We start from the raw sequence: 20392 nt of genomic DNA, 5'->3' as shown, positions 1-20392 counted from the left end.
AATGTGGGACGTTTGTCGATGGACCTCAAATGGCCCCTTTTTGGCGAACCCCGCGAGCGGGTTCGATGTAACCTGATCGTGGAAGGAAGATGTTATGACTCGTGCTACAAACGGGCACGCCGCGAACGATGGCGGAATCGCTGCGACGTTGGCCGATTTTGCAATTGGCATGCGTCCGGATCAAATTCCGGCACGTGTACGAGAGCGCGCCAAATACCTGTTGCTTGATGCGGTGGGACTTGCCTATGCCACAAAGCACTATTCGTTCACGAAGGTCACGCTGACAGCCATGCAGTCTCTCGGAAGCGGGTCAGCGACGGTGATTGGCCATGGGCGGCTGCTCCAGACACGAGACGCGATGGTGATGAACGGTTTGCTGGTGCATGGCCTCGATTTTGACGACACCCATATGGGCGGTGTGATTCATCCTACAGCGAGCCTTCTGCCCTGTACCTTAGGTATCGCTGAGCTGCGCGGGGCTAGTGGTGAAGACATGCTCGCCGCTTATATTGCTGGCGTAGAAGTCGGCGCGCGCCTGACGTCGGCTGGCAATGGGGGATTCCATGAGACGGGCTTCAATCCCACGGGAGTAGTCGGCGGCTTCGCATGTGCCGTCGCGGCCTCGCGCCTCACTGGACTTACCCGGCAACAAGCGTGGATGGCGCAGGGCATCGCGCTGTCCATGGCATGCGGCAGTCAGGCCTTTTTGCAAGGGGGCGCGTGGTCAAAGCGCATACAACCCGGTTGGGCGGCGACAGTCGGCATGACTGCTGCTACACTGGCGAAGGAAGGCTTTATCGGCCCAGGAGCGCCCTATGAAGGCAGGTTTGGCTTGTTCACGAGCTATCTTGGGGAAGTGCGAGATCAAGTGGATCTGTCGTTGGCAACGAGCAAGCTCGGTGAGGAATGGCAAACGCTGGCTGTAGCAATCAAACCCATCCCAGCCTGCGTGTTCGCACATGCTGCAACCGATGCCGCGATTGTGCTGAATGAAGAATGGCTTCGCGAATCCGGCGAAGCGGGCACGTCTGCTATTGACGCGGTTAGCCGTGTTCGAGTCAAGGTTCCCCGTGAAGTCGTTAAGACCGTCTGCGAACCTGTGGATGCAAAGCGACGACCCGCTAACGCTTACGAAGCTCAATTCAGCATCCCTTATCTGGTGGCGACCGGATTGCTGAAAGGGAGGTTTACCCTTGCCGAACTGGAGGATGCGGCGGTGACCGATCCGCTCGTCTTGGCACTTGCATCGAAGGTCGACTATGAAATAGATCCGGAGTCGACCTTTCCTCGCCATCACTCTGGCGAAGTCATCGTCGAGTTTGCCAATGGGCGTCGTCTTGCGCACCGGGAGGCGGTCAACCGTGGTTGTGCGGACAGGCCACTAACCGACGACGAAATCGTAGAAAAGTATTTCGCCAACGTCGGCGGGATTCTTTCCCCGGAACGGGGAGGGCAGATCCTCACCGCAGTCCTGGCGGTCGATGAACGGCCACTCGATAGGTTTTTGAACCTCTTGGCCGAGCCAGTCTGATTGATACGGTAATGAGCTGATTGGTGATTTAAAAGCGTTTCATTTGTCGTTGGGCGCTAGCAGCGCTGATCATTTGTGATCCGGGGCTCCCTCCCATCATGGGAGCCCCGGTGCAAGTCTATAGGCGAGTTTCATTCCGGAAGCAGGCGGAGTCACTTGAGTTTGTACTTCAATTTGACCCTTCCCGGGTACGGTGCGAATCAACGAAATGCTGACTGATTCACGCGACAGGATGTCCTGTTAGGCGCCTGGCGAGTGTGATTGGATGTGAGTCTCGTAAGCGGTTTTACATTGCAATACAGAAGTGCCCCCGAGAGTTAGGTGACGTTTGCGTGGGCCGGTGCCGCCTCGACGGATGACTAGGCGCGCCCTGCACACGACACCTCCCGCAGCCCCACCTTGACAAGGAATGGCTATGAAACTCGAATCACCCAAGCCCACTATCCTGCTTGTACATGGAGCCTTTGAAGACGCCTCGATCTGGAACAGGGTAATTCGGCGTCTCAAGTGCGATGGCTACCCTGTCATCGCCTTCGCCAATCCGCTATTGGGCGTGGCGGTCGATGCAGCGTATCTGCGTAGTGTGATGGACAGGATTCCGGGGCCTATGGTCCTTGTGGGCCACTCATACGGCGGAGCGGTTATCACCCAAGCCGGCGCGGACAACCCGAGAGTCAGGAGCCTTGTCTACGCTGCCGCAATAATGCCCGCAGCCGGGGAAGCTGCAAGTCAGCTGATCGCGCGCTTTCCCGGTAGCTCATTTCCGACATCCGTCGACGCCGTGTCTTATTCTCTTCCGGATGGAACCAGCGGAACGTATCTCTTTTACCAGGCCGATAAATTCCATAGCCAGGTGGCTGCTGATGTATCCGAGGGCGAGGTTGCCCTGATGATTGCCACCCAGCGCCCCATGAACCTTGCTGCATTGAATGAGACGGTGACATCCGCTGCGTGGACGAGTAGACCAAGCTGGCAAATCAGAACACTGCAAGATCTCGCCATTCCTCTGGCAGAACAGAAGTTCGAAGCCGATCGCGCCCATTCGAATGTCATTGAGGTGAACTCGTCACACGCAGTTACGGTCTCTAACCCGGACGTCGTGGCTGAGGTGATCGAACAGGCTGCCGCACAGTTATGAGGTAATAGTGGGGTAAAGTCACTTCTTGCGCTTTCGCAGGCTACTGTGTTGTAGCTGCCTCGTTTGTCTTAAATCGTGAATGCCGAATTGAATTGCCGGAGATCCAAACGGCGCCAGTCTGCAGGCGTCATTTGCATGTGCCGGTTGAAGGCTCGCCGAAAGGCGGCCACCGATGCATAGCCGACAGCTCGGCGACCACTTCAGTAGGTACGCCGAGCTTCCGCAATTCATTCGCGGCCAGTGCCATTCGGATGTCAGTCAAGAGATCGATCGGTGAGCGCCCCACGTTGTCCTGAAACTGACGGATAAGCGTTGCACGTGACATGCTGCAGAGTTCGGCTAACGTCGAAAGAGTCCACGTATGAGCGGGATCGTTGAAAATCGCTGACATGAGCTTGATTCGAACTGCGCAGCTCAATGGCCACGATCCCTACGTCTATCTGAAAGACGAATTTGGGGTAAAACCCTGCGCGACATCCGCGTCTCGCGCACCCGTGTAAGCGAGATGAGTGGAAACGGTGAAGTCGAACTTCCAGCAAGCCATCCTCGGGTATATTTTTTCTATACCCGGAGATAGACAATTAACTTAGTCGAGTCACTAGACTAGATATTCCGTCATTGCGTACACGTAGGACGACGCGGACCGAGGGTGATCGTCGCGCTCGGCCACTCCTCACGCATATCCCCATGCTAGAACAATACGGACCTGCTTTCGCGTCGACTCCTGTCCAGGTCGCCCAAGAACTGCTCGCTCAGTCAGATGCTACGAATCTCGTCCGTGTGTTGGCTCGAGGCATATTGTTGTGTTCTCAAACAAATTATGTCAGTCTGGTACGTCGACATCGTGATACGTTGCTCATTGAAGCGGAAGCAATCAAGAATCGAGACACGATAGAGCTTTCAAACCAACGATCCTTGAGAAAATCGGAGACACGGCTGCACAGTGCCTTCAATACGGCGTTATTGACCCGTAACATCGTTTTTTTGAGCGACTGGTCGCCCGGAAAATCGGTAAATCACGAGCACCATCGTCACGATGCTTATCTTCCCACCTTGTGGTGTGTTCCTTTGATTTCAAACGAACAAGGGCTTGATCTTCTTTGCCTTCAACGGGAAGCCGGAGCCGCCCCATTCCACCGTGAACTTATAGACCAATTCTTGCTGCTCTCCGCGCAAGCGGCGGTTTCACTCGACAATATCCGATATCGCGCCCAAATCGAGCACGACAACGCACAGCGCGAAAATGTGGAACGTATTCTTCGCGACAGTGAAAACACACTCGCTGAAGCGCAACGCATCAGCAAAACCGGTAGCTGGCGCTGGAACGTTAGTACCGATGTGGTCGCTGCGTCAAAAGAATGTCGACGGATATATGATTTACCCGATCTCCCTCGCGTTACCCGCAGAGACTTTATGGCGCTCGTACACCCAAACGATAGGTCACAAGTGGAAAGCACGGTCAAGGGCAACGTATCCGAAGGGAAAGTGTTAAAGCACGAATACAGGTTGCTCTTACGTAACGACGAGGTCCGATACATCCAGGTCGAAGGCCACCCACAGACCGATGATAGCGGCGCTGTCTGTTATGTTGGCGTAGTAAACGATATAACCGAGCGGAAGCTATTTGAGAATCACCTTCAAAATGTGCAAGCAAAGCTATCACGGGCACTTCGTCTTGCGACGATCGGAGAACTAGCCGCATCGATAATTCACGAGATCGCGCAGCCACTCACAGGAATCGTAACAAATACGGAGGCGTGCTTGCGATGGATCGAGAAAAACCCTACCAACGTCGAACGAGCAGACAGCGCCGCACGACGCGCACTTCACGACGCTGAGCGCGCTATAGGCGTGTCGCGTAGCCTACGATCATTAGTGTCAAGATCTGGAACACTAAAAGTACCCGTCGATTTAGATGACACCATCGAAGAGGTGGCGCTGATGCTGAATGGCGAAATAGAAAGAGCGAATATTCGCCTCCTTCTGGTCAAAGCGGCAGAACGGCCGGTTTCCGGCGACCGTTTCCAACTACAACAAGTATTGATGAACTTGATGTGCAACGGCATCGATGCGCTGCGATCAGCCGATCGCGGGTCTCGCCTGTTGACTGTGTCATCCAAGTCGCTAGACGAAAGCACCGCGCAAGTCACCATCCACGATACGGGTGAGGGCTTTCACGGTCGCAATCCCGAAGATCTATTCGACGCTCTTTTCACTACTAAGCCGGGCGGTATGGGAATGGGCTTACGTGTTTGTAGATCAATCGTAGAGGCACACGGCGGAAAGTTGATCGCTAGTAGTGATGCGGAGGGCACAAAATTTCAATGCACTCTGCCCTATGTTGGCCGCGTGGGCAATTCTCTATGAATAAATCTGCCCTTGTCTACGTCGTCGACGATGATCTTTCTGTGCGAGATGCGGTCACTGACCTTCTGGCCAGCGTCGGTTACGACGTTCTTGCGTACTCGTCTGCATCCGAATTTCTGACGCTGCTGAGATCTGCCTCGAAAGAAGATATAGACCGGACGAGCTGCGTCATTCTCGATGTCAGAATGCCTGAAATTGACGGCCTGGAAGCACAACGTTATCTGCTGGCAGAAAATATTGTTCTTCCTGTCATCTTTATGACCGGTCATGGCGATATTCCTATGGCAATAAAGGCCATGCGCGCGGGAGCGAGTGACTTTCTGGAAAAACCCTTTCGGGATCACGAGATTCTCAATGCCGTGCGCTTTGCGCTGGAGCAAGACGCGGGAAATCGCAATGCAAAATTTTTTTGCAGCGATCTATTGGAACGCTTTGAAAGATTGACGCCAAGAGAGAAACTTCTTTTACAAAAAATCGCATCTGGATCGATGACCAAACAAATTGCGTCTGACCTTCACCTGAGCGAAATTACCATCAAAGTCGCCCGACGAGAGCTGATGCACAAAATGGGCGCAAAGAATCTTATCGATCTTCTGAGGCTGGAAGTCAAGCTGCAAAAGTGTCGCCGGGAGCGAAAAATTTGCGGTGCGTGACGACTGCCGTGTTGGTCGCTCATTTCATAAGAGAAATACAACCAGACTAAATTGACTGAACATTAACCATACTGAGGTATATATATTCGGCACCCGAGTCTGGATAGCTAAATGGCTTAACCTCTCCTAAACTTCAAAACAATAGGTGGTGATTCCAAGTTGCAGCACGTTAGCTCACTTCACTTATCGCGCTACGTTGGTCGTTACAATTATCTCTCGCACCAAGAAACCACAGACGAATACCAGCATGCAATACCTGCTATTCGCCGCTCGTTGATCGCAATTTTCCATCCGCAAATAAAGCGCATTACGTTTATTTGTTTTTGCGGTCCGTAATTCTTGAGGTACACGAATATGTCCGCCGCCACCGACAGCGAAACATTTGAGCGCGCGTTGTTAAACCTGCTCGTCCCTGCATGCCGACAACCGACCCCACGTGTTTCGGTAGCATTGAAGAAAAGATTCCTTAAAGGAAGAGGTTCGTCCGATTCGCGAACACGAAGCACGGATGCGCTCCCGCAACCCGCGCGTATCTGCGTACTCGAAGTTCGGACCGGGCACACCTTAACGATTTGCTGGAGTGATTCCCGAACCGGACATTACGCTGAACAAGTGTGGCGAGTCGGACTTGCACGAGAAGATGCGGTTTGCGCTCTGTCAAATCAACCCATCGTGCGAGGCGACCAAGTCTATCGCCCATGTAGAAACCGAAACCAAGCCCCCGCGAACTGGGAGCGTATGATCCTTGCGTCAGCAATCTCATCTGATCACGACGCTTTCCCAAGTCAGGCACAGATCGGCGAGCCTGCTTCGGACGATCTTGGCAATATCGGCTGATTCACAATCGCGCATTCAACCTCGGGTTTCGCGTAGGTATTGCTGCACGCCTTGCGTTCGCTACCGGAAGAAACCCTGCCACCACGATGAGAATCGATTACACGTCATCCTACCCACATTCCAATCTTGATGATGCAGGGCCTATCTGCGACCCTATACAAGTTACGTCCGCCAATGCAGCACGGACAGATCGAGACTTGTGTTCGATATATGTGGGATCGACAAGCACATACCAAAAGCAATGCAACGAGCCCGTGGTTCGACGTCCGGTGATGTCGTTAGCTCATGAGCGTTCCGGAATCGTAGAAAGCAGAGGACCGATAGCCTCAGCGTACGTCAGGTGAGAAATGACTGCGTCGCGCAACTTCTGGTAAGGAAGTGCCCCTAGTATCGCCACTTGCACCACCGCCATCACCTCGCCAGCTTCGGCGCCGATCATCGAGAAGCCGAGAATCCTGTCATCGCTAGCACCGACAATCACCTTGAGAAACCCCTGCTTCTCGTCTGTCGCCATGGTTCGAAGCACATTACTCATAGGTAGCTTCGCTACACGGACAGAAACTCCGTGGCGCTTCGCCTCGTTTTCGCTGAGTCCAACATGCGCTAGCGGCGGATCGGTGAACATCGTGTACGGTATCAGCCGGCCGGTCTTGCTGCGGTTCCCACCTGCCAGGTTGTCGCGTACGATTCTGAAATCGTCAACCGAGGCATGAGTGAATTGCGGACTTCCCGCCGCTTCACCGATCGCCCATACGCCCGGCGCCGATGTTTGCAATCGCTCGTTGACCCGGATGTAGCCACGTTCGTCGAGCTTGATTCCCGCCGCCTCAAGCCCTATATCGGCGGTGTTGGGGATTCGTCCGGTGGCCACCAGAAGGTCACTGCCTTCGACTATCCGATCTCCCTCTGGCGTATGAACCGCCAGTGTTACGCCGGCTCCTGAACGTCCCTCCACCTTGGTCACTTCAGCGTTCAAAACGACCTTGATGTCTTCAGCGCTAACGATGCGGAGCATTTCTTCGGCAAGATCCGGATCCTCACGTCCCATCAGTTGGCTACCATGCTCGATGATAGTCACCTTGCTGCCAAATCTTCGGTACGCTTGTGCCAATTCAATTCCAATGTAGCCCCCTCCAATGACAACTAGATGAGTTGGAGCGTAGTCAAGATCCAGTGCGCCAATGTGCGTCATTGGGCTCGCCGCCTTCAGCCCCGGAATCGCAGGCACGGCGGCATGCGTTCCCAAGTTCAAAACAACCTGACTCGCGGTCAAGTTTCGCGTACCACCGTCGTTGAGTTGGACCTCAATGGTCTTCGGCCCCACCAGACGTCCGCTGCCCATGATAAGGTGCGCACCGCTCGACGAATACATACCCAGGTGTGCCGCGTCTTCACCCGCAATCATGCTTCGTTTTCGCTCACGTACCTTATGCATGTCGATAGCAATTTCCCCGGTTATCGTACCCACTTCACCAGCGTGGCGAGCGAGATGCGCTATGCGGGAGCTCCAAATTTCATTCTTACTTGGCAAGCACGCCACGGCGGGACACGAGCCGCCGACCCATTGACGCTCGACTACAGCCACACGCTGCCCGGCTCGTCCTAAATGCCATGCCAGGAGCTTGCCACCTTGACCGCTCCCAAGGATCAGCACGTCGAATTGCTCTGCTTGAGACATTACGCTCTCCATGTTGTACTTCGCACGATGAATCCGATTGGAATGTGCTCATCCGTCGACGTCGAGACGCGTCAGCCTGATGGCGGGAGCCGGATGTAGAGCGGCTATAGCTGGACCAAATACCGTCGTTCAGCTGGCGCGGCATTGATCGCGTGATCCTTGATGACATCGTTTGATGGAAAAATTTAGTGGCCTCGTTCGGCGATTCTTAGACGATTTTGCACATCCACCACGCCGTGGGTATTTCCCGCAGCGGCGACGGCTGCGTCAATCTGGTTCTGGTCGAGTGCCTCACCCGTCAACGTCACAACACCATTGCTCGCCAGAACTGTTATGCGATCGACAGCAAAGCCCCTCACCTGCGAGAGAGACTTCCGCACCAGCCTGACTTGAGCACGATTTTCCGCGCGGATCTGTTTCTTGGTTAGCGCCGCCCCTGGCGAAGTCACGCCCTGCGCTGGACCTGTAGAGGCGGTCTCCGCCATAGCGGACGGCGCAATATCGACGATCAAAAACGCGATCAAGGCAATAAGGATGGATTTTTTCGACATGTCTCTCTCAACTCGACGAACGCTTTTTCTCTAGCCATAACGGGTACGAGTACGCATTCATTAGAATCGGTGCGGGTAGAATCCTCAATGCACGGCGGGTATCTATTTGATATACCCAAGGATGGGCCTGGTGGTCGGCGATATTGTCTCTGCGTGCCAAGACGTAACGTATACCCACGACCTGGGGAGACAGACCTGCACAAAGGGGGCTCGGAAACAAGCCGTCGCCGCGTCTACACGGAATCCGGAGTGTTCTGATCCGACGAAGGGGGATTACTATGACAGCATTTCAAGGGTGATCTAAAATGTACAATCGAAGCCGTTTCCCAACCCCATATGTAGCGATAGCGATATGACCAACCGCTTGCTTCGCCATAGTGTGCTGCTTCGTGACGGGGCGATTGAACTATTGCGGTCGTGGGATTCGGACGGCGCATCGTGCCTGCTCGCTACGACCTCCGCTGATAGGGCGTTGGGTGCACTGCGCGTCATCCAGCGCGAATATGCTCTTCGCTCACGACTTAACTCTGGATGGGCGGCGTTGCCGCTCCACCTGACACATAAAGCTGCTCAGATACAGATGCGCCTGCAAGATCCTGGCGGTATAGCCCTACGGGATCTGTGTCGCCAACATTTACCGTTTGGCCAGATCCTGGCGCTCAGCCTCTCGGTTGCCTCGGCAACTTCCGCAATGCATGCCGCCGGTCTGCTGCATCGCGATATCTCGCCCGACAATATCCTGTTTGATCTGGAGCATGAACGAGCCACACTAACCGGGTTCGGCAATGCGATCGACAGCGCGAATCACACCGGGCGACCTATCGACCGGGACTTTTGGATTACGTCATACGCATATCTGGCTCCTGAACTGAGCGGTCAAATCAATCGCTCAATTGATGCGCGTTCAGATATTTATTCGATCGGTTGCGTACTTTATGAACTCGTGACAGGTACGCCACCGTTTGCTGAGGGAGATCTGCTCGGTGCAGTGCACTCTCACCTCGCCGCGGTTGCACCCCCCATACGCAGGATCCGACCAGACCTGCCAGCAGTATATTCTGACATCGTTGCAAAGTTAATCGCAAAGGATGCCAATGACCGGTATCTCAGCGCTGACGGCTTGGTATGCGACCTTGACCGATGCCTCCGCGAATTTCGTAAAACAGGCACGATCGAGTCGTTCCCGTTAGATCATATTGGTGCCGCGCGTCGTTTGATCTCATCCGGCCGGCTGTGTGGAAGAGACGAAGAGGTCCATTCTCTCGCGAGCGCGTTTGATCGAACAGTCGAACGTGGTTGCATGGAAACCGTTCTGCTATCCGGGCCTTCGGGCAGCGGGAAGTCTGCCCTTGCGTGGCACCTGCATATGTCAAGGATCGACCATGCACACGTCTTCGCCACCGGGAAATGTGGTGAAGTCGAAGCGGCCGTCCCTTATGGCTGCATTTTTTCTGCAATGAGCGGCCTGCTTCGCAACGCCTTGCGTCAGTCCGAGAGCGATTTCAACGATACTCGGCAGAGATTACGAGACTCCCTCAAGAACGGCGCCGAGGTGTTCGCGTCTTTGTTACCCGAACTGCGCTTCTTTATCGACGAAGTCAATCAGATTACCCTTCAGCCGGCGCAACTTGAGAAGGAACGCTTCTTCGAAATGGTCCGACGCTTCCTGACGTGCTTCGCGACGGAACGCGCGCCCCTTGTGCTCTTCATTGATGATCTTCAATGGGCCGATAGCGGTACAAGTGCTGTTATAGAATTTCTATGCTGCAATGCTCAGATTGACCACCTTCTGCTCATTTGTGCCACGCGCAGTACTGACCATCTCAATACGGCTGAACGCGCCGTTGACACGGGATCGCAGATAGCTCGCGGTGTGTTTGGTGACCAGATCGAATTATGTCCGCTGAGTGTCGATGCGGTTACCACGCTCATCGTAGCAGCGTTCGGATGCAAACCGGACTATGGCCACGTACTCGCTCGACTCGTTCACGCGAAGACCGGTGGAAGTCCGTTTTTCGTAATCCAGTTTCTCGGGGTGCTTTTGGGCGAGAATTTGATCTCGTTCGACGGGGAGCATTTTACCTGGCACTGGGATATCGACGGGATACGTGAGAAAGGCTACACATCAAACGTCGCGGACCTCCTTTTGGCACGGATCCAGTCGTTGCACGATGAATGCCTGCTTGCTATGCAGTCGCTTGCCTGTCTCGGCGACCGCTCGTCGTTATCGATATTAAGTGCGGCATCGGGACGTGAGGAAAGCGCTCTCCGCGCCGCATTGGAAATCGCAGAAGAGGCACAGCTCGTGATATCTGACGACGTGGGTTACGCCTTCGTCCACGACAGAATCCGAGATGCCGTCTATGGCGCGCTAAAGAAACGCGATGCCCATAAAATTGCGCACGCGCAAATAGGGCGGCGACTCGCTGTGCATTTCACGCGTGAGCCTTCCCGCGCTTTGCTTTTCCTCACCGCGCATCAAATCAACCTCGGCGAGTGCCTTCCCGTCCATCGAGAAAGGGCGCAATTCGCGGCGATTAATCTTGAGGCGGGAATCGAAGCCAAGCGTTCTGCGGACTATCTCTCTGCACTCGATTACCTGAAGTCCGCTTCGAATTTCGCCTCCGGCACGCACGACTGTATCGCACAGACGTTGATCGAGTTTCACACCGCTGAATGCGAATTTATGACAGGTCGCCTTGAAAGCGCAGAAGAGAGATTGCGCGTGCTTTGCGTACCATTAGAAAACGTTGTGCTTCGTGCGGAAGTTGCGAGACTAAAGTGTGCCCTACACACAACAACAGGGCAAGTTTCAAGAGCAATCGAAGTAGGCTCAAACTTTCTCAACCAATGCGGTATCCACTTCCCGTCTAATCCGTCGGAAGACGACGTAGATAAGATCAAATATCGTTTGATTCGATTGATTGATGCCCATCAAACAAGTGGAATAAAGATCGGCGATAAGTTAGCAGACGCAAAATGGAGTGGTGTAACGGATGTGCTAAGTGATCTCATTCCGCCTGCCCTGTTTTCCAACAATGCGACACTCGGTGACTTCATCAAGTTTACTTCAGCCCTGGTTACCCTCGAACACGGTTGTTGTGGTTCGTCTGGCTATGGACTTGTGTGTGCGGCAAGCTCACTGATCGATCGATTTCACGACACTACTCGAGGTTTGATGGTTGGCGAGTGGGCACTTGAGTTGAGCCGTCGAGAGGGGCTCGATCGCCTCGCCGCGCGTGTATCGATGGTATTCGGCGTTTGCGTTTTGCCATGGGTCCGTGCCGTCCGCAGTTGCCAATCATTCATTCGCGATGCAACCGCCCGCGCGTATGAGGATTGCGATTTGACCTTTTCGGTTTACTGTCGGCGCAACATGGTATCCAACATGCTCTTTGCCGGCACACCACTAACTGAAACGGCATGTCTGATCGAAGAAGCATGGGTGTTTGCTAAAACGGCCGGTTTCAGGATGGTGTCCGATACGGTTCTTGCGCAACTCATGCTCACTTCGACACTCAGGGGTTGCTATGAACAAACCTTCTCGTCGAAAGGGCTAGATGCTTCCTGGCCGGACAACCTGATACGCGGTACTGCGAAAACGAGCACCGGTGCGTACGCGTACTGGGCTCACAAATTGCAGGTTGCAGTGTTGTTTCGCCACTGGCAAGACGCCCTTCAATTCGAATGGCACGCTGCCTCTCTTATATCCGCTTCTGCCGCTCATCTCGAGGCGGCCGATTTGCCACTATATGGCGCGTTTGTGAGAGCTGCCGCCTACATCGCAGAACCGAATCCGGAGCAGCGCGAAATTCATCTGTCGGCGCTACGCAAACATTGCGCAACCCTGATGAGGTACGCAGAAAGTTGTCCCGAGAATTTCACCGATCGTGCAGCACTCGCGTGCGCCGAATTGGCACGTGTCGAAGGTCGGACGATCGAGGCCCAGGTACTCTACGAACGGGCGATAGATCATGCGTGCCAGCAAGGATTTGTCCATATCGAGGCGCTGGCGTACGAGGCAGCAGCGCAGTTTTATGCCAGCATCAGACTTCCGACGGTTTCAGAGGCTTTATTACGAAACGCCCGGTACGCATACCAGACCTTTTGTGCCGAAGCCAAGGTTCGCGATATCGAAGCTCGTATGTCACGCAGGATTGATTCTCATGCTGGACCGACAGTGCAGGGTGGCGTTCGAAGTTACATCGATACCGAGGCTGTTATTGTTGCATCGCACGCGTTGTCTAGCGAGATGGTGCTGCCCCACCTGCTTGAGGTACTGCTTAAGAACGTGATAGAACACGCAGGCGCGGTACGCTGTGTTGTCGCCTTACAAGTAAGAGGCAATATACGCATTGAAGCTGAGGCACATACCACATCTACAGGCGTAGTCGTCACACTTGGATCCCGAGAGTTGGAAATGGCGGATATACCCGCCGGCATTCTGTTGGCGGTCAATCGGACCCATCAAACCATACTATCTGACGACGCAACCGCTAGCGCAGAGTATCGCGACGATCCCGTCGTGTTTCGACGACGCATACGCTCAGTGCTGTGTCTGCCCCTTCTGAAACAGGCATCGCTAATAGGTGTTCTCTATGCGGAGAACGCTGAAATTGCGGGTGCGTTCACTGCGGAAAAAGCGAGTCTGCTTGAAGTACTGGCTTCCCAAGCAGCTATTTCACTCGAAAACGCCAGGCTCTATGCAGAGGCTATTGAAAGCAATAACCGACGCGAGACAGCCGAAGCGGCCTTGCGCGATTCGCGCGAGGAACTCGCACGGGCTTCAAGATTATCGACAATGGGTCAGCTTGTCGCGTCGATCGTGCATGAAGTCAGCCAACCGCTGGTATCGATCGCTACATATTCCGGCGCGGCGTTGCGCTGGATGAATCGCGAGCAGCCGAATCTCGCGGAGATTTCGGATGCGCTCGAGCGAATACAAGGCGATAGCACACGCGCTGGCGAGATAGTGCGCGGGTTGCGCGCGCTCGCGAAGCGCTCTCCCCTCAATTTCAACAACTTCGACTTAAACAAAGCCGTCCGAGAAGTACTGCAGCTAGCTCGCGGCCAAATTGAAAAGTATGAGATTACGCTCCACACCGACGGCCTCGATGAACCATGCCGAACCTGGGGGGATCGGGTTCAGATTCAGCAGGTGGTCCTCAATCTGGTGGTGAATGCCACTGAGGCGATGGAAACGATAACCGATCGTGAGCGAAACCTGACCCTCGCTACAAGACGCAGTGACGGGGAGGTTATATTGGTCGTTGAGGACACGGGTACGGGAATCGCAACGAACGTCCTTCACAGCGTCTTTTCTCCCTTTGTGACCACTAAACAAGATGGTATGGGTATGGGATTATCGATCTGCGCTTCGATCATTGAAATGCATAAAGGTCGTCTTACGGCAAACAACCGCATCCCGTTTGGCACACGTTTTGAAGCAATATTCCCGGATCCGCATGCTATTCATAATGGCCCACAACTCTGAAAATTTACCTATCTTCTCAAAAGAGTGTTCAAATGCGTCTCCACTGCCTGCGCGTGGAAAGGTTTTTCTATGCAGGCAACAGAATCTGTCGACGATGCAAGTTCTACTAGAGCATCCGAATAATGAGCTGTTATGAACAAAACCGGGACCACAAACCCGCGCTGTCGCAGTATCGAGTACATTTCCATCCCGTTCATCTGAGGCATCGCAACATCAGAGATCACGCACTGTGTGACGGGTAAACTGTTGGAAGACAGGAACAGCGCCGCTGATGCGAAGACTCTCGCATCGATGTCCATCGAACGGACAAGGCTTGCCAGGGCCATTCGAACTGACTCATCGTCGTCGATGATCGAAACAATGGGTTGTCTCAAAGAATGGCCCCTGTCCCGCAAACCGGCGCCGATATTTAGCGTCGCTCACGATATTACTTTCCAATGATCTAAAGTTATATCAAGAGTCGATATTTTGATAGCATACGAGCGTATACAAATCCCCTATTAGTCTGATCTTGCGTTACGCAAAATCGTGGCGTGGTTCGATTCCAAGCCGAGGATCTCACCAATACGTACAAACTCTGCGAGGTTTCGGCTTTCCATTTTCCGCATCGCGCTTGCACGATGCGTCTTGATTGTAATTTCGCTGAGATTCATGCGATCCGCAATCTGCTTGTTCATCAAGCCAACCAGTACGAAACCCATGATCGTCTTTTCCTTGGTGGTCATCGAATCGTACCGTTTTCGCAGTTCCGCGATCGAACGCTCGATTTCGAGCCGCTCCCTGTGTTCGCGCAAACCGCTTCTTACAGCATCCAAAAGATCTTGGTCTCGAAACGGCTTTGTCAGGAAGTCGAGTGCCCCCGCTTTCATCGCCTGTACGGTCATCGGAACGTCCCCATATCCACTTATAAAGATTATCGATAGAGTCAAACCGATCTTGGCGAGCTGCTGCTGGAGTTCCAAGCCGCTTTCATTCGGCAGGCGGACATCGAGGATAAGACAGCTCGGCAGGTCTTCCTTCTGAAACAGAAGAAATTCGCGCGTCGACGAGAACGTTTCAACTCGCAAGTCGACTGAGCGCAGCAACGCGCTAATCGCCGCGCGCGTGGATGCGTCATCGTCAACGACGTAGACAATCGACGACTCTACCGGGCGTTCCCCTTTTTGTAATACATCCGGAACACGAGCAAACATCACGCCTCCTCAAAACGACCGTCTCCCGCGATACCGCGATCGAACCGATTCCGTGCCGAGCGCTGATTGTACGGCGCAGGCGAACGCGACGAACGCAACAGCGGTTATATACCGGTAGCATATACTCAACGATCATCAAGCCGTCTTGCCGATGCCCCACTAGAAATATACTCAGGGATAGTTGCAATGACGCCCCTTATGTACTTCACCGACAGAATTGCTTGGAGCGGGCAGCCTTAACACAGGCCAGGTTTGCTCACCGATAAGTCCGCTGCATTCTCTGTCATCATCGGTAGCTGAAACGCTCGACGTATTACTGCTGTCTGTCGACTGAACGAAAGCATGTCGCTGCCTGTCAGAGCACTTCCTGCCGCAGGTCCCATTAATAATTGAGGGTCTGTCGGCCGGGCGTTGTAGCGCACTTCGAAATGCAGATGAGGGCCGGTTGCGTCGCCGGTACGGCCAACCTTCCCCAGCAACTGCCCTACACTCAACCTTAAGCCAACGCGTACTGTCGAAAAAATCGACGATAGATGTGCGTACCACGTCGAATAGCCGTCGCTATGCTGCAAGACCACGTATCGCCCATAACCCGACCGATCAAAGCCGATCGTAGTAATCGTCCCCTCCGCTGCCGCCCTGACAGGGGTACCGAACGGCGCTGACAAATCGACCCCGGTGTGTTGGTGCAGTCCGCCTTTTACCGGATGCTCCCGCACTCCGAACGGTGACGTGATTATCGCGCTCGGGATGGGATCGATAAACCGCGAATTTGCCAAGGGTTTCCCGTTGAACGAGAAAAAACGCGCCGGCCCGGCCTTGTCTGACGGAAACCTTTCGGCTTCGAACGAAGCTCTGCCAAGATGAACCTGTAGCGCAGACATCCGGTAAGTTTCGCCGTTGTCATTTCCGTCGTGGTCGCTCACATAAGCCACGCGATATCCGTCTCCCGCCTGGGCCGCATCGTTCACATCGACATCTGGCTGACGATTTAGCAGGAACATAACTTCGTGTAATACCTCCGGAGGAAGTTTGGCATTATTTAGTGTTTCGATCAGGGATATTTGGACAGACCCCCCTTGCACGTGGAAATACGGCGATCCATTGTGCCCTCTGATTGACAGACCGCGCGACACAGAATCGAAGGGCTTAGCCGACACTAAGCTGTCTGTCACATTTTGGAGGGAATCTTGCTTAGGAATAGCACAAACAACGAGGCGTCGCGGGTCGCTAGAATTGCCTGCTGGCCCGGTCGTCAATGAAGATTCTGCCGGGGTAGCAACGTTCGGCAAGGTCTCCTTGATGTTTTGATGCGTCTCAGGTGGAGGTATTGGTGTCGCAGCAGATACCCCGTTCGACTCAACCCCTACCGGAAAGACTTCTCGCTGTGTGTGCTCCGCTGCGTCCGAAGGACTGATCCAGAAGGGACATGCAAATATCGCAAACGTGGCGATCCGAGCCACCCGATTCTGCCATACCAATCTGTCGGACCGATGTCGCAAGACGTCAGTCTTCGCTTGCTCTACTGGGCAGAAAAAGCTTCGAGGCCCATCACTTGCTCGAACCATCAGATCATTCCTGCAAACAAATAAACGAAAAAGCGGCTACGCTTCAAGACAACTCAATCGTCTTAAGATCGGTCAATTCATTTTTTTTAGAAATAATTGGCATTCTTTCGCCCCCGCCCCGGGGCCTCGGGTGGACACGATTTGGAGGTAGGAACAAGATCTATTAAAGGACTAACCTCGGCGGGATAGATACGACAAACGCGTGGACACCGTTCATAGGCTCCGCATCGAAGATCTGCTAGCAGATGAGGACAGCCCCATCAAATGCCGCGACCACAGTTACGATGACTCGCACGGGCAATGCTCCACACACTGCAGCAAACGACCGAAGACGCTTGTGAGTCGCATGTACATTACTCGGCGGTGGTTCGACAGGCCAAGGAATGGCTTCGCAAAACAATTGAATGTTCCGCCTCGTTCCACCCAGTCTTCTGCTTCTGCAAGATCCAAGGGTAATCGAAGATTATGGCAACACTTGCCACACATAGTGCATGAGAAACGAATTGTCATCAGGTTCCTGATCGTGGCCGATTGAGTCCGTGCAACCGCTGGCCGGGTCAGCGCAATCGGCGATCGTTCGCCGCGGGTACGCCGCTCATCTCTATATCGTTCCACAGTGCATTTCGGTTACAGAGTCGCAGTATTTTTTTCAGATCAACCACGGCGGGAGGTCGTCTGACCTTGCCCCTGTTTCGCGAATCCCATAGCTGAGAGATTTATGCGGCTCGTCCCTGTTGAGCGGCGAACCAGTTTTTCTCGAACGTCATGGGGCTGACGTAATCGAGCGTCGAGTGTAGCCGGCGAGAATTATACAAGCCGTCAACACAACACCCATATCACCGAGTCAAGGGAAGTTCTCTATCGTTGGCACCCATGGTACGGGCACACGGTATGGATTTTCACCACGATAGAAAGGAAGAACGGCGAGTCAGTGCTGCGCTGTGCGCGAGAGCCGTTCGACACGGCGGGCTCGCTGGAGGTGCCGCAATGGATGTTCGATCCCGTTGCCTGCTGTCGCATTACTTCGGCAACGTCTCCCGCCGTCAGCTGTGAAGCATTGAGGGAACTGAAGCACCTGCTGGCGCAGGCTCCTGCTGCCGGGCAACGCGGTATGGTACAAGCCGAGCACCATCCTTTGCTCCGTACAGGAGGTGCTGATGCGACGCCAGACCAGCCCGCAACCGGGCGCTCAACTCGACCTGTTTCATCCTTTTCCGAAGACGCCACAGTGGACGCACCTGCCGCAGGAGGTTCGGCAGGAGACGGTGCGTTTGCTGGCGCAACTGCTGCGGCAACACCGTCGCGGGCTGTTCGCCGTCGTACACGAGCCGGAGGTGCGCGATGAGTGACAAGATTCGGGCACAGCATCTGACGCGCAAGGCCATGCTGTACGTGCGCCAGTCGTCGGCCTACCAGGTCAGCCACAATCTGGAGAGCCAGAAGCTGCAGTATGCGATGCAGGATCGTCTGCACCAGTTAGGCTGGAAGGAGATCGAAGTGATCGACGAGGATCTGGGGCGCTCTGCGGCCGGAACGCAAACGCGCACGGGCTTCGAACGAATGGTGGCAGAGGTTTGTCTTGGGCACGTCGGCGCAGTTGCCGCTCGCGAGGTTTCGCGATTTGCGCGCAACAGCCGCGAGTGGCAGCAGCTGGTTGAGGTGTGCCGCATCGTCGACACGGTGCTGATTGATCAAGAGACCGTGTACGCGCCACGGCAGAGTAACGATCGTTTGCTGCTCGGCTTAAAGGGTAGCCTGAACGAATACGAGCTGGATCTGCTGCGTCAGCGTTCGCTCGAAGCTCGGCGGGAGAAGGCCAAACGCGGTGAACTCGTCGTCGTGGCGCCGGTGGGTTACTGCAAGACCGAGGACCAGCGCCTGGAGAAGGATCCGGATTCGCGCGTGCAGGACGCCATTCGCTCGGTGTTCCGCCAATTCGGCGCAGTTGGATCGGTGCGTCAGACGTTGTTATGGTTCCTGGAGCACAGCCTGCAGTTGCCGGCATGCACGCCGCGCGGCGAAATCCAATGGAAACGGCCGAGCTACGGCACGGTGTACCGGATTCTGACCAACCCGATCTACGGTGGCGCGTATGCCTATGGCAAGACCGAACGCACGATCAATTACGAAGGCGGAGAACAGCGCAAACGTGATCGCCGGAAACCTCGGGATGAGTGGCTTGCGCTCATTCCCAATGCTCACGACGGGTACGTTCAGTGGGACGAATTCGAGCGGATCCAGTGCGCGATCAATGGCAACCTGCGTCTGGCCGGACACGCTGGCGCCCCAAAGAGCGGCGAGTGCCTTCTGGCGGGACTGTTGCGCTGTCGGCGCTGCGCGAGCAAGCTAACGGTACACTACACGGGTAACAGGCACGACGCCTTGCGCTATAGCTGTCATCGCGGCTGGCTGGACAAGGGGCAACCGCGCTGTATTGCGTTTGGTGGCACGCGCGCGGACGCGGCCATCGCCGAGGCGGTCTTGCAGGTCGTTCAACCGGCGGCAATTGAGGCAGCAATGGTGGCGCGCGAAGAAGAGACCCTGAAGCAGGATGAAGTGATGGCCGCGCTGCAGCGGGATCTGCAAGCAGCACGTTATACCGCCCAACACGCGCAGAAACAATACGACGCTGCTGACCCTGAAAACCGGCTTGTTGCCGACGAACTGGAGCGGCGCTGGAATGATGCGCTGCTACGCGTGGAGGAAGTGGAATCGCGTATTGAGCAACAGTCGCGCACATCCGGTCGGACACCGCCTGCCCAGCCCAATGAGTTTGCCGATCTTGCTGCGGCGCTGGAATCGATCTGGCCGCACGCCGACGCCCGACTGAAGAAGCGTATTGTGCGCACCATGATCCACGAAGTCGTGGTGGACATCGACAACGCAACGAGCGAAATCGTGCTCGTCATCCACTGGAAAGGCGGAGTACATACCGAGATTCGCGTGCCACGCCGGCGTCGAGGTGAGAACACCACACATACGTCACGCGAAGCGATCGATGCCGTGCGCCAGCTCGTCCGTATCTGTCCAGATCTGGTGATTGCTGGCGTGCTCAATCGCAATGATCTGAGAACCGGCCGGGGTAACTTCTGGACCCAGGAGCGAGTCACTGCGTTGCGTCCCAGTCTATTCGAGCGAGCGACGTGCCGCTGAAGGATGGATGACGTTGACCGAGGCTGCGGCATTCGTCGGCGTGAGCCCCGGAACGCTCAGGCTTGCGGTCGAGCGCAACGAGATCGTAGCCGAGCATCCGTTACCCAATGGTCCGTGGATCTTCAATCGCAATTCACTGAGCGGGGATGCCATCTCCGAACTCGTGGCCAGGGCACGTGCACGGCGCGGATACCCCACAAAACCAATGGCACAACAGGGCTCTCTAGAT

Annotated in this window: 14 protein-coding genes and 2 pseudogenes; 10 read left to right on the top strand and 6 right to left on the bottom strand. The window is 54.8% G+C overall.

All coding sequences use genetic code 11. The annotated features are described in order from the left end of the window. The first annotated feature begins 94 nt into the window (after nucleotides 1-94). Nucleotides 95-1531, top strand: coding sequence for an MmgE/PrpD family protein (locus tag SB822_RS48135; protein WP_410858067.1), 1437 nt, complete (start codon nucleotides 95-97; stop codon nucleotides 1529-1531). Nucleotides 1532-1946: 415 nt separating this feature from the next. Then, nucleotides 1947-2669, top strand: coding sequence for an alpha/beta fold hydrolase (locus SB822_RS48130; protein WP_410858066.1), 723 nt, complete (start codon nucleotides 1947-1949; stop codon nucleotides 2667-2669). Between the two features lie 68 nt (nucleotides 2670-2737). On the opposite strand, the pseudogene SB822_RS48125 reads toward SB822_RS48130, so the two are convergent. Then, a pseudogene (locus SB822_RS48125) lies at nucleotides 2738-3060 on the bottom strand (helix-turn-helix transcriptional regulator); the annotation flags it as partial. On the opposite strand from SB822_RS48125, the gene SB822_RS48120 reads away from it, so the two are divergent. From SB822_RS48120 to SB822_RS48105, 4 genes are all read left to right on the top strand, one after another. Continuing rightward, nucleotides 3059-3169, top strand: a complete 111-nt coding sequence (locus tag SB822_RS48120) for a transposase domain-containing protein (protein ID WP_410858065.1) — start codon at nucleotides 3059-3061, stop codon at nucleotides 3167-3169. The pseudogene SB822_RS48125 and the gene SB822_RS48120 overlap by 2 nt on opposite strands. A gap of 187 nt (nucleotides 3170-3356) precedes the next feature. Continuing rightward, the gene (locus SB822_RS48115) at nucleotides 3357-5036 is read left to right on the top strand and encodes an ATP-binding protein (RefSeq protein ID WP_410858064.1); all 1680 of its coding nucleotides are present in this window, start codon (nucleotides 3357-3359) and stop codon (nucleotides 5034-5036) included. Next, on the top strand, nucleotides 5033-5689 hold the full coding sequence (locus SB822_RS48110) for a response regulator transcription factor (RefSeq protein ID WP_410858063.1): 657 nt from the start codon (nucleotides 5033-5035) through the stop codon (nucleotides 5687-5689). Before SB822_RS48115 ends, SB822_RS48110 begins: the two co-directional genes overlap by 4 nt. Nucleotides 5690-6043: 354 nt before the next feature. Next, nucleotides 6044-6526: a DUF3331 domain-containing protein gene (locus SB822_RS48105; RefSeq protein ID WP_410858062.1), complete on the top strand. Its 483-nt coding sequence runs from the start codon at nucleotides 6044-6046 to the stop codon at nucleotides 6524-6526. Between the two features lie 283 nt (nucleotides 6527-6809). Here the strand turns inward: SB822_RS48105 and SB822_RS48100 are convergent, their stop codons facing one another. Beyond that, complete coding sequence (locus SB822_RS48100) at nucleotides 6810-8204, bottom strand: FAD-dependent oxidoreductase (protein WP_410858061.1); 1395 nt, start codon at nucleotides 8202-8204, stop codon at nucleotides 6810-6812. Nucleotides 8205-8389: 185 nt separating this feature from the next. After that, complete coding sequence (locus tag SB822_RS48095) at nucleotides 8390-8755, bottom strand: BON domain-containing protein (protein WP_410858060.1); 366 nt, start codon at nucleotides 8753-8755, stop codon at nucleotides 8390-8392. A gap of 352 nt (nucleotides 8756-9107) precedes the next feature. Between SB822_RS48095 and SB822_RS48090 the strand changes: the two genes are divergently transcribed. Then, nucleotides 9108-14249, top strand: coding sequence for an AAA family ATPase (locus SB822_RS48090; protein WP_410858059.1), 5142 nt, complete (start codon nucleotides 9108-9110; stop codon nucleotides 14247-14249). Between the two features lie 8 nt (nucleotides 14250-14257). On the opposite strand, the gene SB822_RS48085 is transcribed toward SB822_RS48090, so the two are convergent. The 3 genes from SB822_RS48085 to SB822_RS48075 form a co-directional block, all read right to left on the bottom strand. Then, nucleotides 14258-14623 carry a response regulator gene (locus SB822_RS48085; protein ID WP_410858058.1) on the bottom strand — a complete coding sequence of 122 codons (366 nt, stop codon included), beginning with the start codon at nucleotides 14621-14623 and terminating at the stop codon, nucleotides 14258-14260. 126 nt (nucleotides 14624-14749) lie between these two features. Continuing rightward, nucleotides 14750-15442: a response regulator transcription factor gene (locus SB822_RS48080; RefSeq protein ID WP_410858057.1), complete on the bottom strand. Its 693-nt coding sequence runs from the start codon at nucleotides 15440-15442 to the stop codon at nucleotides 14750-14752. A 236-nt stretch (nucleotides 15443-15678) separates the two neighbouring features. Continuing rightward, nucleotides 15679-16734, bottom strand: a complete 1056-nt coding sequence (locus SB822_RS48075) for a M23 family metallopeptidase (RefSeq protein ID WP_410858056.1) — start codon at nucleotides 16732-16734, stop codon at nucleotides 15679-15681. Between the two features lie 1433 nt (nucleotides 16735-18167). Here SB822_RS48075 and SB822_RS48070 point away from each other — a divergent pair. The 3 genes and pseudogenes from SB822_RS48070 to SB822_RS48060 all read left to right on the top strand — a co-directional run. Further along, nucleotides 18168-18359: a hypothetical protein gene (locus SB822_RS48070; protein WP_028208872.1), complete on the top strand. Its 192-nt coding sequence runs from the start codon at nucleotides 18168-18170 to the stop codon at nucleotides 18357-18359. Continuing rightward, on the top strand, nucleotides 18352-20163 hold the full coding sequence (locus SB822_RS48065; RefSeq protein ID WP_410858055.1) for a recombinase family protein: 1812 nt from the start codon (nucleotides 18352-18354) through the stop codon (nucleotides 20161-20163). Before SB822_RS48070 ends, SB822_RS48065 begins: the two co-directional genes overlap by 8 nt. A gap of 7 nt (nucleotides 20164-20170) precedes the next feature. Continuing rightward, a pseudogene (locus tag SB822_RS48060) lies at nucleotides 20171-20392 on the top strand (recombinase family protein); the annotation flags it as partial.

The sequence above is a fragment of the Paraburkholderia sp. SIMBA_054 genome (assembly GCF_046534875.1).
Lineage (GTDB): Bacteria > Pseudomonadota > Gammaproteobacteria > Burkholderiales > Burkholderiaceae > Paraburkholderia > Paraburkholderia hospita.
The sequence above is the reverse complement of the archived record's forward strand: the minus strand, read 5'-3'. Positions and strand labels throughout refer to the sequence as shown.

Coding starts and splice junctions, on each gene's coding strand:
- SB822_RS48070 (WP_028208872.1), top strand. CDS start 18,168: ATGCGACGCCAGACCAGCCCGCAACCGGGCGCTCAACTCGACCTGTTT.
- SB822_RS48115 (WP_410858064.1), top strand. CDS start 3,357: ATGCTAGAACAATACGGACCTGCTTTCGCGTCGACTCCTGTCCAGGTC.
- SB822_RS48090 (WP_410858059.1), top strand. CDS start 9,108: ATGACCAACCGCTTGCTTCGCCATAGTGTGCTGCTTCGTGACGGGGCG.
- SB822_RS48080 (WP_410858057.1), bottom strand. CDS start 15,442: ATGTTTGCTCGTGTTCCGGATGTATTACAAAAAGGGGAACGCCCGGTA.
- SB822_RS48110 (WP_410858063.1), top strand. CDS start 5,033: ATGAATAAATCTGCCCTTGTCTACGTCGTCGACGATGATCTTTCTGTG.
- SB822_RS48100 (WP_410858061.1), bottom strand. CDS start 8,204: ATGTCTCAAGCAGAGCAATTCGACGTGCTGATCCTTGGGAGCGGTCAA.
- SB822_RS48120 (WP_410858065.1), top strand. CDS start 3,059: ATGAGCTTGATTCGAACTGCGCAGCTCAATGGCCACGATCCCTACGTC.
- SB822_RS48130 (WP_410858066.1), top strand. CDS start 1,947: ATGAAACTCGAATCACCCAAGCCCACTATCCTGCTTGTACATGGAGCC.
- SB822_RS48065 (WP_410858055.1), top strand. CDS start 18,352: ATGAGTGACAAGATTCGGGCACAGCATCTGACGCGCAAGGCCATGCTG.
- SB822_RS48135 (WP_410858067.1), top strand. CDS start 95: ATGACTCGTGCTACAAACGGGCACGCCGCGAACGATGGCGGAATCGCT.
- SB822_RS48105 (WP_410858062.1), top strand. CDS start 6,044: ATGTCCGCCGCCACCGACAGCGAAACATTTGAGCGCGCGTTGTTAAAC.
- SB822_RS48095 (WP_410858060.1), bottom strand. CDS start 8,755: ATGTCGAAAAAATCCATCCTTATTGCCTTGATCGCGTTTTTGATCGTC.